This is a genomic window from Ideonella benzenivorans (assembly GCF_020387415.1).
GTDB classification, from domain to species: domain Bacteria; phylum Pseudomonadota; class Gammaproteobacteria; order Burkholderiales; family Burkholderiaceae_C; genus Ideonella; species Ideonella benzenivorans.
In genome coordinates this window covers 317,581-331,224 of record NZ_JAGWCB010000006.1, presented here as the reverse complement: position 1 = coordinate 331,224, position 13,644 = coordinate 317,581, and the positions used below count along the sequence as shown (strand labels likewise).

The following is a 13,644-nucleotide window of genomic DNA, read 5'->3' as shown; positions in this document are numbered from 1 at the left end:
GGTCCGCAGAATCGACCAACAAGGAGATTCCCATGGTGAACTACATCGGCGTGTCCGACATCCAGACCCTGGTGCGCGAGATCGGTGCCGCCGACTTCCTGGCCCGGCTGGCCGACACCCTCGAGGACGACTACCGGCGCTGGGACCAGTTCGAGAAGTCGGCCCGGGTGGCCAGCCACTCGGCCCAGGGCGTGATCGAGCTGATGCCCGCCAGCGACGGCGCGCTCTACGGTTTCAAGTATGTCAACGGCCACCCGAAGAACACGGCCGCCGGCCTGTTGACGGTGACCGCCTTCGGCGTGCTGGCCGAGGTGGCCACCGGCTACCCGCTGCTGCTGTCGGAGCTGACGGTGACCACCGCGCTGCGCACCGCCGCGATGTCGGCCCTGGCGGCCCGCCACCTGGCGCGGCCCGACAGCCGGGTGATGGCCCTGATCGGCAACGGCGCGCAGAGCGAGTTTCAGGCCCTGGCCTTCCACCGCCTGACTGGCGTGCGGGTGCTGCGCCTCTTTGACACCGACCCGCGCGCCACCGCCAAGCTGGTGCAGAACCTGCGCGGCCTGCCCGGGCTGGCCGACTTGCAGCTGCAGGTCTGCGCTTCCGCGGCCGAAGCGGTCGAGGGGGCCGACATCGTGACCACGGTGACGGCCGACAAGCGCCGGGCCGTGGTGCTGACGCCGGAGATGGTCCGCCCGGGCATGCACCTGAACGCGGTGGGCGGCGACTGCCCGGGCAAGACCGAGCTGGCGCGCGACATCCTGCTGCGACCGGATGTGAAGGTCTTCGTCGAGTACGAACCGCAGACCCGGCTGGAGGGCGAGATCCAGCAACTGCCGGCCGACTTCCCGGTCACCGCCTTTGCCGACGTGGTGCGCGGCCAGGCGCCGGGCCGCGAACGGCCGGCGCAGGTCACGCTGTTCGACTCGGTGGGCTTTGCGCTGGAGGACTTCTCCGCACTGCGCCTCTTGCACGAACTGCTGCAGGCGCGGCAGTACGGCGTGCGCCAGATCGATCTGGTGCCGGCGCTGGACGACCCGAAGGACCTGTTCGGCGGCACGCTGGGCCGCGCCGCCACCGGCCCGACGCGGCTGCGCCGGGTGGCCTGAACCCGCCGCGAACCGCGCTCAGCAGGCCAGCGTGCGGTGGCGCAGCGCGGGCAGCTGGGTGCGCACGGCGTCGCGCCGCAGGCGGGACAGCTCGCCCAGCACCACGCCCTCGCCCTCGGCCTGCATCGCCATCACCTCGCCCCAGGGGTCGACGACCATGCTGTGGCCCCAGGTGCGGCGGCCGTTCTCGTGCAGGCCGCCTTGGCCGATGGCCAGCACATGGCACTGGTTCTCCACCGCCCGGGCGCGCAGCAGCAGCTCCCAGTGGGCCTGGCCGGTGGTGTAGGTGAAGGCCGCCGGCACGACCAGCAGGTCGCAGGGCGGGGTCATCAGCGCCCGGTACAGCTCCGGAAAGCGCAGGTCGTAGCAGACCGACAGGCCGATGCGGTGGCCATCGGCCTCAAAAGCCACCGGCGTGTCACCCGCCTCCAGCACCCGCGCCTCGTCATAGGCCTCGCGGCCGTTGTCGAAGGAGAACAGGTGGATCTTGTCGTAGCGGGCCACGCGGGTGCCGTCCGGCCCCCAGGCGCAGCAGGCGTTGCGCACCCGGCCGGGCGTGGCGGCGCGGATCGGCAGCGTGCCACCGATCAGCCACAGGCCGTGCTGGCGGGCCAGGGCGGACAGCGCGTCCTGGATCGGGCCCTGGCCATCGGCCTCGGCGATGGCGAGCTTGTCTTCGTCGCGCCGGCCCATCAGGCAGAAATACTCGGGCAGGGCCACCAGGCGGGCACCCGCATGGGCGGCCTCGCCCACCAGGCGGGCGGCGGTGGCCAGGTTGCGGTCCACGTCGGGCGTGGAGACCATTTGCAGGGCAGCAATCTTCATGGTCGCCGAGCATAGCGCCCGCCGCCCGGGCGTCAGCCGCCGTGGGGTTTTGAAGCCGCCGGGGCGGCGCCCTCGGCCTCGCGGCGCGGCACCGGCACCACGGTGGGATCGTCCCAGGTGCCGCCGACACGGAATTCGCGCGTGCCGGCCTCGGCCAGCGGCTTGCTCAGCAGAAACTGGGCCAGGAAGGCCCCCAGGCCGATCACCGGGTTGATCGCCGCATAGGCCAGCGAGGCGGTGCCCGCGCTGATCTCGGGCACCACCACCATGCGCAGATCCTGGGTCTCGTGGCGCAGATCGGTCTGGCCGTCCATCAGCACCACCGCCTGCACGCCGCGGATGCGCAGGTTGTTGGTGCGCGCGATGCCGTCGGAGAGCTGCACGTCGGCACTGACGTTGTCAAAGGCAAAGCCGGCGTCGAACAGGTCCCGGAAGTCGAGCAGAAAGCGGCGCGGCAGGGCCTGCAGGCTGAGCACGCCCAGCAGGCGGCCGGCCCCCGGGTTGATCTTGAGGAACTGGCCCTTGTCCAGCGCCAGCTGCATGTGCCCGGTCATGCCCGACCAGTCGGGCGACAGCGGCGAGCCGTTCCAGGCCAGCTGGCCGGTCACCTCGCCCTTGGCGCCCTTGAGCTGCCGGCCCAGGCCCAGGTGTTCCAACAGGTTGCCGCCATCCTGCACCTCGAGCTTGAAGTCCAGCGCCATGCGCCGGCGCGGCCCGGGCAGCCATTGCCCGCTGCCGGTCAGGCGGGCATCGGGCCCGCTCATCGCCAGCCGGGACAGCCGCCACTCCTGCCCATCACTGCCGCGGTAGTTGGCCAGCACCTCCAGCTTGCCCAGCGGCCGGCCCTTGAAGACGAAGTCGTCGACCACGATGTCCAGCGCGGGCACGCTGTCCCCAGCCTGGTCGAGCAGGCTGTCGACCTGCTCGACCTCGGCCGCGGGCACCACCAGCCGGCCCAGCCGCGCCACCAGCCGCCCGGACTGGGGCGCACCGGCCTGGGCCGGCCGGTAGTCGACCCGGCCCTGCACCTGTTGCGCGCCCAGCTCGGCCAGCCAGTGCAGGCCATCGGCCTGGCTGCGGCGCTGCACCTGCGCCTGCACCTGGTCGAGCCGACGCCCATCCAGGTGCAGCGTGCGGGCGCGGACGCTCAGGTCGGTGGGTTGGTAGTCCAGGTGCCCCGAGGCGGCGGTGGTGGTGGCGACACTCTCCAGGCTGCGGCCCAGCGCATGCCAGGCGTCCAGGTCCACGTCGCCCAGCTGCAGCGCGGCCTGCACGCTGCCGGGCGCCGCGGCCGGCAACGGGGCCCCCACCCCGACGGCACCGCGCAGCACCTGGGGCTGCGGGCCGGACAGGTCGCGCTGGTATTCCGCCACGACCAGATCACCCAGGGCCACCCGCAGCGTGTCGCGCAGCGGTGCGCCCGCGGTGCTGTCGTTCAAGGTCGTCTGGTAGCGCAATGGCAGGGCCGCCTCGGCCGGCTTGGCCAACGGGGCCGGCAGCCGGCTGGCCAGGCCGGTCAGCGGGCTGGTCAGCAGCATCTCGGTCTGACCGTGCCGCACGTCCAGCGCCAGCCGGTACGGGGCCTGGCCGCTCAGCTGCGCAGCCAGACGGGACACGGCGCCCAGCTCCGGCGCCTGGCGCAGCCCCTCCGCGGTGGCCACGCCCTGGCTCTGGAAGCGCAGGCTGCCATCGCTCTGCAGGCTGCCCGCCAGCGTGGTCTCGCCGCCCAGCACCCGGGCGGTGGCACCGGTCAGGCTGAAGCTGGTGTCGCTGAAGGCGATGGTGCCGCGCGTGCGGCCGAGCAGCGGCAGGTCGGGCGCCATGCGCACGTCGTTGCCGGTCAGCGCCAGCTGGCCCTTCACCGTCGTCTTCTCGGTGTGCTCCAGCGGAATGGCCAGGGCCAGCGTCAGGTCCATCGGCCCGGCGGCGCTGGCCTGGCGCAGCGCGCCGTCGATCAGGCCGTCCACCGGCGAGTTGGCGACGTAGCGCAGCCCGTCGGCCAGCGGGCCACGCACCATGCCGCCAATCGTCAGCACCGGGTGCTGGATCAGGTCGGCGATCTCGCCGTTGATGCCCTGCAGCGTCAGCCCATAGACGCGGGCCTGGGCGTTGCGGATGCGCATGCGGTCGCGGTCGAACAGCAGCTCGCCGCGCAGCTGCTCGAAGGCCGGCCAGGCCGGCGCGGCCCCCGCCTGGTCCGGCGGCACATAGGCCAGTGTCACGTCCTGCAGCTGGGCGCCGATGTGGAACTCGCCGCTGCCGGCCTGCGGATAAGGGAAGTCCCAGAGGTCGCCCCGGGTCTTGAACTGCAACTGCCGGACCTGGCCGGCCAGCACCGCGGCGCGCACATAGTCGCGCGCCTCCGGGCCCACCCCCAGCGGCAGGTAACGCACCACCCGGGGCGCCGCCACCTGGGCGATGCGCCCGCTCAGATCCAGCCAGCCGGGAAAGCGCTTGCCGCTGCCCGTCCCGGGCTGGGCCCCGGTGCGCCAGCGGGCCTGCAGCTCGCCCTGCAGGTCGGGGTTGGCGAAGCGGACATCGCGCACCAGCAGCTCGATGGCGGACGGCTGGCCGGCGGTGCTCTGCCGGAGCTGCCACACCAGCCTGGCCGACAACCGGTCCATCGGCACCTCGGCTTGCTCGAACACGCCCGGGAAGCTCAGCGCGCCCTGGTGCACCGACAGCTGGCCCTCGCCGCCGGACTCGTTCGCATCCACCGTCAGCTCGGCCCCGCGCCAGCCCGGCCGGGCGGGTTCGGCGGGATGGGCCGGGTCCACCTCGCCGGGCTGCAGTGACAGGCCGGTGGCCCGGGCCTGCACGCGGTAGTGGTCCGGGTGGTCCAGCGGGCCGCTCCAGCGCGCCTGCAAGGCTTGCACGACGCCTTCGGGCTGGGTGCGTGCCAGGCCCTGGCGCAGGCCGGCGGGCAGCGGCAGACGCTCGGCGATGTGGGCCATCACCGCCAGGTCGAGTCGGTCGGCGCTGAACTCGCCGCCGATCACCGGCGCCTCGGGCCAGGAGGCCCCTGCGGCGGCACCGCGCTGCTGGTCCTGCTGCCAGCGCAGCGAGAAGGCGCCGGCCGGCCAGACCTGGCCGTCGTCGGTCACGAAACCCAGCCCGCTGGCGCTCAGCTGCACGCCGTCGCGCTGGCGTTGCAGCTGCAGCCGGCCGTGCAGCCGGCTCAGCGCCAGCGGCTCCAGGCCGCGCCCCAGGGCCAGCCGGACCTCGTCCAGCGCCATGTCCAGCGTGCCGCCGCGCCAGTCGCCATGGTCCACATCCAGCCACAGCCGCAAGCCGCCCAGCCCGGCCTTCAGGTCGAAGGGCAGCGCGACGTAGCGGTTGAGGGTGTCCACATCGGCCCGCGGCAGGTCGGCATAGGCGGTGCCGGACCAGCGCTGCCAGTCCCCCGCGCGCGCCAGCAGCGGCTGGGCAAAGCGCCCGCGCAGGCTGAAGCGCTGGCCCCAGTCGGCCGGCGGGGTGGCGTCCAGCCGCAGTTCGTGGCGGCGCAGGCCGTTGCGCACCACCAGATCCACCTGCGTCAACACCAACGGTGGCGCGGCGCGCTGCTCGTCCAGCCAGCGCAGCTGGCCATTGCGGATCACGAATTCGGGCTGGGCGAAGAACCAGTCGGCCACCCGGTGGTCGTCCGCGCCGGCCGGCCGGCTCAGGTCCAGCCCGCCGATGAACAGGCGGCCTTGCGGATCGCGGCGGATGTCGAGCCGCGCGCCGTCGATGTGGATCTGCGAGAGCCGCAGCGACCAGCTCAGCAGCGAACGCAGCGACAGCGCCGCGTTGACCCGCGGCAGGCGCAGGGCCTCGCGGCCTTGGGGGTCCAGCAGCACGACGTCGCGCAGCTCCAGCGCCGGCACCCAGCGCGACGAGCCGGCGCGGATGCCCCCGAGCCGGACCGGCACCCCCAGGGCCCGCGAGGCCTGCTGCTCGATCTCCGGACGCCACTGGGCGATGTGCGGCAGAATCCCCCAGTGCAGGGTCAGCCATCCCAAAAGCAATAAGCTCCACGCGCTGATCAGCATCAGCGACAGCGCACGGAAGGCACCGCGTGACAGGGATACGAGCAAAGGACGGCGAGGCTTGGGCACTCGCTCGGATTCTGGGGGCATCAACGGCATGGGACGGCGTCTCGGCGTGCACCGCACCCCCCCTGGACGGAACGGTGCTCCGCAACGTGGTTGCACGCCCGTCGCGTTGGCAATCTAGCACACCGGATGGACGCGCGTGATGGAAGGTTTACAACCGGTGACGCCCCCTTGCCGGGCGCAGGCAAGCCACAGCCGTTTCGTACAACGCATCCGCCGCCGCTACCCGGACGAACTCAGCCTGCTCCCACCGGGGGTGCCGGACCGCGCCACCATCCTGGCCCTGATCGCCCGGCTTGAGGCCGATGGCCGGCCGCTGGTGTCGGCCCTGCGGGTGGCCCGGCAGTTGGTGGTGGAGCGCCTGGTGGTGCTGGATGTGGAGCAGCACGCAGCGCTGGCCGATGTCACGCTGACCATGACCGCGCTGGCCGAGGCCACACTGGAGCGCGCCCTGACCCAGGCCCGCCTCGAGGCCGATGCGCGCCACGGCAGCCCGCGCACCGAGCGCGGCGAGCCGATCGACTTCTGGATCGTCGGCATGGGCAAGCTGGGCGCCCGCGAGCTCAATGTCTCCTCCGACATCGACCTGATCTACGTCTACGAGGACGAGGGCGAGACCGACGGCCCACTGCCGGTGACCGCGCACGAGTACTTCGCGCTGGTCGCCAAGAAGCTCTACGCGCTGATCGGCGATGTGACCGAGGACGGCTTCGTCTTCCGCGTCGACCTGGCGCTGCGCCCCAACGGCAACTCCGGCCCGCCGGCGGTCAGCCTGGGCATGCTGGAGGAGTATTTCTTCGTCCAGGGCCGCGAATGGGAGCGTTTCGCCTGGCTCAAGAGCCGGGTCGTCGCCCCGCTGGCCAGCGTCGCCAGCGGCCGGCCACTGGCCCTGCGCGCCCTGGTCACCCCCTTCGTCTACCGCAAGTACCTGGACTACGGCGTCTTCGAGGGCCTGCGCCAGCTGCACCGCAAGATCCGCGAAGAGGCCCAGCGCCGCGCCGCCGGCCGGCCCGAGCGGGCCAACGACGTCAAGCTCTCGCGCGGCGGCATCCGCGAAATCGAATTCATCGTCCAGCTGCTGCAGGTGGTGCGCGGCGGGCAGTACCCGGAGATCCGCACCCGCGCCACGCTCAAGGGCCTGCAGAAGCTGGCCGCCGGCGGGCTGATGAAGCCGCTGACCGCCCAGGCGCTGGCCGACGCCTACGTCTTCCTGCGCCAGGTGGAGCACCGCATCCAGTACCTGGACGACCAGCAGACCCACTTGCTGCCCACTGCGGACACCGATCTGGGCTGGATTGCCGGCAGCCTGAACCTGGCCTGCAACGCCGACGCCTGCGAGCTGCTGGACCGGCTGTGCGAGGTGCGCGAGCTGGTGGCCACCGAATTCGACGCCCTGCTGCACGACGGCCAGGGCGGCGGCACCTGCCGCGGCAAGGGCTGCGGCGCCCCGCTGCCGATCGACAGTGAACGGCTGTGGGAGAAGCTGCCGCCCGAACTGCTGCCGCGGGTGAAGGCGCTGGCCGCCAGCCCGCGGGTGCAGGCCTTGCGCGAGGACAGCAAGCTGCGCCTGGGCAAGCTGGTGCTGCGCGCCGCCCACCGCGTGGCCCAGGGCGATTGCAGCCTGCAGGCGGCCGAACGCTTCGTCGACTGGCTGGAGCCGCTGCTGCGGCGCGAAAGCTACCTGGCCCTGCTGGTGGAGCGGCCGGCGGTGCACCAGCGTCTGCTGCGCCTGCTGGGCCTGGCCCGCTGGCCGATGCGCTACCTGATGCAGCACCCGGCGGTGATCGACGAGCTGGCCGACGAGCGCCAGATCGCCGAGCGCTTCGACCGCGCCGCCTTCACCGCCGACCTGGACGAGCGCCACACCGCCTGGGTGCGCGCCGGCGAGGCCGACGAGGGCGAGCTGCTGGACACGCTGCGCCGCGCCCACCACGCGGAGACCTTCCGCACCCTGGTGCGCGACGTGGAGCAGCGCATCACGATCGAACAGGCCAGCGACGATCTCTCGGCCCTGGCCGACGCCATCGTCGACTGCTGCATCCGCTGGGCCTGGGCCCACCTGAAGCAACGCCATCGCGACGAGCCGCAGTTCGCGGTGATCGCCTACGGCAAGCTGGGCGGGCTGGAGCTGGGCTACGGCAGCGACCTGGACGTGGTCTTCCTCTACGACGACGATGCCGAGCCCGACACCGACCGGGCGCAGGAGGTCTACGCCGCCTTCGTGCGCAAGCTGATCGCCTGGCTGACGCTGCGCACCGCCGCGGGCGAGCTGTTCGAGATCGACACCGCGCTGCGCCCCAATGGCGGCGCCGGCTTGCTGGTGACCTCGATCGCCGCCTTTGACAAATACCAGCGCGGCCGCGGCAGCAACACCGCCTGGACCTGGGAACACCAGGCCATCACCCGGGCCCGCTGGTGCGCCGGCAGCCGCCACCTGGCCGAGCGCTTCGAGGCCACGCGGCGCGCCGTGATCAGCGCCCCGCGCGACCCGCAGGCGCTGCAGCAGGAGGTCACCGCGATGCGCCAGAAGGTGCACGCGGCCCATCCGGAGCGCGGCGGGCTGTTCGACGTCAAGCAGAGCACGGGCGGCATGATGGACGTGGAGTTCTGCGTGCAGTACCTGGTGTTGGCGCACAGCGGCCAGCACCCCGAGTTGCAGGACAACGCCGGCAACATCGCGCTGCTGCAGCGTGCCGAAGCAGCCGGCCTGCTGCCGGCCGGCGTGGGCCATGCGGCAGCCGATGCCTACCGCGAGCTGCGCCGCGCCCAGCACCGGGCCCGGCTGGACGAGCAGCCGACCCAGTTCCCGCCCGAGCAGCTGGCCACCGAGCGCGCTGCCGTGCAGGCCCTGTGGCAGGCCGTGTTCGGCGCCTGAGCCGGCGGCCCCGTGCGCCTGCGCCACCGCCGGCATCTGGCCCGCCCCGCCGCTCTGGCCTGGCCGCTGTTCGCGGCCGGGCTGGCGCTGCTCGCGCTGGGGCTGCAGGCCGGCAGCCCCGCCTGGCCCGACCCGCGCTGGGACTGGCAGCCCACGCTGGCCTTTCAGCAGCCCTGGCGCTGGTGGACCGCCGCCGGCGCCCACTGGAGCCCGCAGCACCTGCGGATGAACCTGGTCGGCTGCGGCCTGCTGGCCTGGCTGGGCTGGCGGGCCGGCCTGGGCCCGCGCGCCACGCTGGCCTGGGCCCTGGCCTGGCCGCTGACCCAGCTGGGCCTGCTGCTGCAGCCCGCGCTGGCCCACTACGGCGGGCTCTCTGGCGTGTTGCACGCCGGCATCGCGGTGCTGGACATCTGGCTGCTGCAGGGCCCGGCGCGTGACAAGCGACTGGGCCTGGCGCTGGCCGCCGGCCTGCTGCTCAAGCTGATGAGCGAACAGGCCTGGACCGGCCCCGCCCATGCGGTGGCCGGCTGGGACTTCCCCCTTGCGCCGCTGGCCCATGTGAGCGGCGCCATGGCCGGCTGGCTGTGCGGCGCGGCGCTGCTGCGCCGCCCCCGGCGCCCTCCCCCTGTTGCCGAATGACCGAACGACACCTTCACCTCGACCGCCTGGCGGTGCTGTGCCTGCTGGGCTGCACCGCCGTCTGGGGCCTGAACCAGGCCGCCGTCAAACTGGCGCTGCATGATTTCCCGCCGCTGGCGCAGGCCGGCCTGCGCTCGCTGGGGGCGGCGCTGCTGCTGCTGGCCTGGGCCCGCTGGCGCGGCATTGCGCTGGCCCCGACGCGGGCCACCTGGGGCCCCAGCCTGCTGACCGGCCTGCTGTTCGCCGGCGAGTTCGGCATCTACTTCAGCGGGCTGCAGTTCACCACGGCCTCGCGCATGGTGGTGTTCGTCTACCTGTCGCCCTTCGTCGTCGCGCTGGGCATGCCGCTGATCGCGCCCGGCGAGCGGCTGGGACGGGTGCAAATGGCCGGACTGCTGCTGGCCTTTGCCGGCGTGGCCGGCGCCTTCACCGACGGTGGCCACGGCCACCCACAGCAGTGGCTGGGCGATGCGATGGGCGTGCTGGGCGCGGTGCTGTGGGGCAGCACCACGCTGGCCATCCGGGCCAGCACGCTGTCCCACGCCCCGGCGGAACAGACGCTGATGAGCCAGCTGGCCGTCTCGGCCGTGGCTCTGCTGGCGGCCTCCCGGTTGGCGGGAGAGCCCTGGCCGGCCCACATCCAGCCGCTGTCCTGGGCCGCCTTCGGCTTTCAGACGGTGATCGTGACCTTCGCCAGCTACCTGCTGTGGTTCTGGCTGATGCGCCACTACCCGGCCACCAAGATCTCGGCCTTCACGCTGCTCACGCCGGTGTTCGGCCTGCTGGCCGGGGTGCTGCTGCTGGGCGAGCCGGCCACACCGCGCATCCTGCTGGCGCTGGCGGCGGTGGCAGCCGGCATCGCGCTGGTGAGCCGGCCCAGCCCGGCGCCGCGGGCGGCGGCGGCGGACTGAAGCTGCCGCTCAGGCCGGCTTGACGGTGCCGGCCGGGGCTGCGGCGGCCAGGCGCTGGGTCAGTTCCTTGCGGAAGCGGTTGAGCTCCTGCACGGAGGCGAAGCTGCGCTCCATCAACAGGCTCATGTTGTGCAGGATGCGCTCGACCACCTTGCTCTCCCAGACGGCGTCGAACTGGATCTGGGTGTCCAGCCAGCGTTCCAGCCACGCCGGGTCGGGCAGGCGGCTCTGCACGGTGTCGCGCGGGAACAGCTTCTCGTTGACGTGCAGGTTGGTCGGGTGCAGGGCCTGGGCCGTGCGCCGGGCGCTGGCCATCAGCACGCCCACCTTGGCGAAGGCGGCGCGGGCCTCGTCGCCGAACTTGTTCATCGCGCGCTTCATGTAGCGCAGGTAGGCGCCGCCGTGCCGGGCTTCGTCCTTGGACAGGGTCTCGTAGATGGCCTTGATCACCGGCTCGGTGTGCCATTCGGCGGCGCGGCGGTACCAGTGGTTCAGCCGGATCTCGCCGCAGAAGTGCAGCATCAGCGTCTCCAGCGCCGGGGCCGGGTCGAACTCGAAGCGCACCTCGTGCAGCTCTTCCTCGGTGGGCACCAGGTCGGGACGGAAACGGCGCAGGTACTCCATCAGCACCAGCGAATGCTTCTGCTCCTCGAAGAACCAGATGCTCATGAACGCGGAGAAGTCCGAATCGTCCCGGTTGTCGCGCAGGAACATCTCGGTGGCCGGCAGTGCCGCCCACTCGGTGATGGCGTTCATCTTGATGGTCTGGGCCTGCTCCTCGCTCAGCAGACTGGCATCGAAACGGTCCCAGGGAATGTCTTTGTCCATGTTCCAGCGAACGGCTTCCAGTTGCTTGAACAGTTCGGGGAACAACATCGGGCTCGGCTCCTTGGCGTTGATGCAGATCAGAAAAAGACCGCGCAGTGTCTCATGCCCTCTTTACAGACGGAAATCAAAAGCCGTGGAACTTTCCCTTGAACCGCGGTTCTGACAGAGCGTGGGTTGGGTTGTGGCGCTTCGGCGCCCACCCCGGTCTCGGCGCAGTGGTGCCCGGGGCCGTCTTCTTTGAGCCGCGCAGCCGCCGGAGTTTTCCGGTCGATGCCGGGAGTGCCTCTCCTCCTCCCTCCCTGTTGCACTCCCGGTCGCTGCGCGGCTTCTTCTTTTCCGCCCGCGCCTCCCCCTTCGCTTCCTGCCGCCGGGCTCAGTCCGGCAGCGCGTCCAGTGCGTCGGCCAGGGCCTGCAGATCCGCCACGATGCGCCAGGGTTGCGCCGCCGTCGGGGCCGGCACGGTCAGCTCGGGCCGGCGACGGACCCAGACGCTGGGCAGGCCGGCGGCATGCGCCCCCTCAATGTCCAGCGCCCAGTCGTCCCCGATGTGCAGCACCTCGTGCGGCGCACAGCCCAGCTGCGCGCAGGCGGCCTGGAAGAAGGCCGGATGGGGCTTGCCCAGGCCGAAGGTCCGCGCGCCCAGGGTGCCCACGAAATGGGCCCCCAGACCGATGCGCGCCACATCCGCATTGCCATTGGTCAGCGCCAGCACCGGAAAGGCGGCCGAGAGCCGGGCCAGGGCCGCCGGCACGTCCGGGTAGAGCTCGACCCGCTGCCGGTGGTCCATGAAGAGGGCGAACGCGGGCTCCGCCAGCACGGGGTCGTCCCCACACTGGGCCAGGGCCCGGGCGATGCTGGTCTGGCGCAGCCAGCTGAGGTCGTGCGCCCGCTCCGGGTGCTCGCGCCCGACCTGTTCGCGCACCGCGCGCAAGGCCGGCGTGTCGAAGGCCGCGGCGGTGGCCGGGGCATGGTCCCTCAGCCACGCATGCAGGACCGCCTCGGCCCGCTCGATGGCCGGCCAGACCGGCCAGAGCGTGTCGTCCAAGTCCAGCGTGAGCGCCCGCGGGCGACGGGTCAGACTCACCGCATCCAGCCCTTGCGCCGGAAATAGATCAGCGGCGCCGCCACCGACGCCACCATCAGCGCCAAGGCGAAGGGATAGCCCCAGGTCTGGCTGAGCTCGGGCATGTGCTGGAAGTTCATGCCGTAGATGCTGGCGATCAGCGTGGGCGGCAGCAGGGCCACCGAGGCCACCGAGAAGATCTTGATGATCTTGTTCTGGTTAATGTTGATGAAGCCGACCGTGGCGTCCATCAGGAAGTTGATCTTGTCGAACAGGAAGGCCGTGTGGCTGTCCAGCGAGTCGATGTCGCGCAGGATCTGGCGCGCCTCCTCGAACTGCTCGGCATGCAGCATGCGGCTGCGCATCATGAAGCTGACCGCCCGGCGGGTGTCCATCACGTTGCGGCGGATGCGGCCGTTCAAGTCCTCCTCCTTGGCGATGGCGGTCAGCGCCTCGCCGGCAGCGGCGTCATCCACCTCGTGCTTGAGCACCCGCGCCGAGACCTGCTCCAGCGCGTCGTAGATGCCCTCCAGCGCGTCGGCGGAGTATTCCGCGTCGGCGTCGTAGAGCTTGAGCAGCACGTCCTTGGCGTCCTCGATCAGGGCCGGGATGCGGCGCGCGCGCAGGCGCAGCAGGCGAAACACCGGCAGGTCCTCGGAGTGCACCGAGAACAGCACGTTGTTGTAGAGGATGAAGGCCACCCGCACGTTGCGCGGGGTGACATCGTCGTCGATCAGGAAGTCCGAGCGGATGTGCAGCTCGCCGTTGTCTTCCTCGTAGAAGCGGGCCGACTCCTCCAGGTCATCGTCGACGATGTTGCCGGGGATGTGCAGGCCGAAACGGCCGGCGATCCAGCCGATCTCCTCGGCGGTCGGATCTTCCAGGTCGACCCAGATCGGCTGCACCTGGGCCAGGCCGGCCGCGGAATCGATTTCCTCTTGCAGCAGGCGGCCACTCAGGCGGCCCTTGTCGAGGGTGAAGACATTGAGCATCGGGTACTTCCAGCATCGACACGCCCCTCACGACGGGAGGGGCATGCGCATGTGAACAGGCAGGCGAGGGGGCGGGGGTCAGACCGTCTCGCCCCGGCCTGCACTCCGGGCGCGGCAAGCGCCAGTGGGCTGCTGGAGCGGACGGTCACCGAGGGTGAGGTGTGTCCAAAAGATGCTCTTCTTTCAAGAAACGCAAGGCACGGAACCGGCAACGCGGAAACAGGTCTGTGGGTGGACAGTGGACCCGTGCCAGACCTCTCGTTCAGCTGTGCGGTTGTGCACGCCAAACGGAAAGTCTAACCGGGGTTTCC

9 protein-coding genes are annotated in these 13,644 nt (G+C 71.7%); 4 read left to right on the top strand and 5 right to left on the bottom strand.

Features of this window, described 5'->3' with window-relative positions; genetic code table 11:
- Window positions 1-32: 32 nt before the first annotated feature.
- Entirely contained in the window at window positions 33-1,106 is a 1,074-nt protein-coding gene (gene ocd / locus KGA65_RS02385) for an ornithine cyclodeaminase (RefSeq protein ID WP_225861536.1), read from the top strand.
- Between the two features lie 18 nt (window positions 1,107-1,124).
- On the opposite strand, the gene KGA65_RS02380 is transcribed toward ocd, so the two are convergent.
- Together KGA65_RS02380 and KGA65_RS02375 are read right to left on the bottom strand one after the other, a co-directional pair.
- Complete coding sequence (locus KGA65_RS02380) at window positions 1,125-1,931, bottom strand: carbon-nitrogen hydrolase family protein (RefSeq protein WP_225861535.1); 807 nt, start codon at window positions 1,929-1,931, stop codon at window positions 1,125-1,127.
- Window positions 1,932-1,963: 32 nt separating this feature from the next.
- Complete coding sequence (locus tag KGA65_RS02375; protein WP_225861677.1) at window positions 1,964-5,962, bottom strand: YhdP family protein; 3,999 nt, start codon at window positions 5,960-5,962, stop codon at window positions 1,964-1,966.
- A 205-nt stretch (window positions 5,963-6,167) separates the two neighbouring features.
- On the opposite strand from KGA65_RS02375, the gene glnE reads away from it, so the two are divergent.
- From glnE to KGA65_RS02360, 3 genes are read left to right on the top strand one after another with little or no spacing between them, the layout of a single operon-like run.
- Window positions 6,168-8,900, top strand: a complete 2,733-nt coding sequence (gene glnE / locus KGA65_RS02370; protein ID WP_375142598.1) for a bifunctional [glutamate--ammonia ligase]-adenylyl-L-tyrosine phosphorylase/[glutamate--ammonia-ligase] adenylyltransferase — start codon at window positions 6,168-6,170, stop codon at window positions 8,898-8,900.
- A 12-nt stretch (window positions 8,901-8,912) separates the two neighbouring features.
- Window positions 8,913-9,539: a rhombosortase gene (rrtA, locus tag KGA65_RS02365; protein ID WP_225861533.1), complete on the top strand. Its 627-nt coding sequence runs from the start codon at window positions 8,913-8,915 to the stop codon at window positions 9,537-9,539.
- The gene (locus tag KGA65_RS02360) at window positions 9,536-10,450 is read left to right on the top strand and encodes a DMT family transporter (protein ID WP_225861532.1); all 915 of its coding nucleotides are present in this window, start codon (window positions 9,536-9,538) and stop codon (window positions 10,448-10,450) included. Before rrtA ends, KGA65_RS02360 begins: the two co-directional genes overlap by 4 nt.
- A gap of 9 nt (window positions 10,451-10,459) precedes the next feature.
- Here KGA65_RS02360 and KGA65_RS02355 read toward each other — a convergent pair whose 3' ends face one another.
- The 3 genes from KGA65_RS02355 to corA form a co-directional block, all read right to left on the bottom strand.
- Complete coding sequence (locus KGA65_RS02355) at window positions 10,460-11,326, bottom strand: ferritin family protein (protein WP_225861531.1); 867 nt, start codon at window positions 11,324-11,326, stop codon at window positions 10,460-10,462.
- Between the two features lie 325 nt (window positions 11,327-11,651).
- Window positions 11,652-12,362, bottom strand: a complete 711-nt coding sequence (locus tag KGA65_RS02350) for an HAD family hydrolase (RefSeq protein ID WP_225861530.1) — start codon at window positions 12,360-12,362, stop codon at window positions 11,652-11,654.
- Window positions 12,359-13,333, bottom strand: a complete 975-nt coding sequence (corA, locus tag KGA65_RS02345) for a magnesium/cobalt transporter CorA (protein WP_225861529.1) — start codon at window positions 13,331-13,333, stop codon at window positions 12,359-12,361. Before corA ends, KGA65_RS02350 begins: the two co-directional genes overlap by 4 nt.
- Between the last annotated feature and the right edge of the window lie 311 nt (window positions 13,334-13,644).

What these genes read in the sequence shown, in the direction of transcription:
- ocd (WP_225861536.1), top strand. Translation starts at nt 33, where the DNA reads ATGGTGAACTACATCGGCGTGTCCGACATCCAGACCCTGGTGCGCGAG.
- KGA65_RS02380 (WP_225861535.1), bottom strand. Translation starts at nt 1,931, where the DNA reads ATGAAGATTGCTGCCCTGCAAATGGTCTCCACGCCCGACGTGGACCGC.
- KGA65_RS02375 (WP_225861677.1), bottom strand. Translation starts at nt 5,962, where the DNA reads ATGCTGATCAGCGCGTGGAGCTTATTGCTTTTGGGATGGCTGACCCTG.
- glnE (WP_375142598.1), top strand. Translation starts at nt 6,168, where the DNA reads ATGGAAGGTTTACAACCGGTGACGCCCCCTTGCCGGGCGCAGGCAAGC.
- KGA65_RS02360 (WP_225861532.1), top strand. Translation starts at nt 9,536, where the DNA reads ATGACCGAACGACACCTTCACCTCGACCGCCTGGCGGTGCTGTGCCTG.
- KGA65_RS02355 (WP_225861531.1), bottom strand. Translation starts at nt 11,326, where the DNA reads ATGTTGTTCCCCGAACTGTTCAAGCAACTGGAAGCCGTTCGCTGGAAC.
- corA (WP_225861529.1), bottom strand. Translation starts at nt 13,333, where the DNA reads ATGCTCAATGTCTTCACCCTCGACAAGGGCCGCCTGAGTGGCCGCCTG.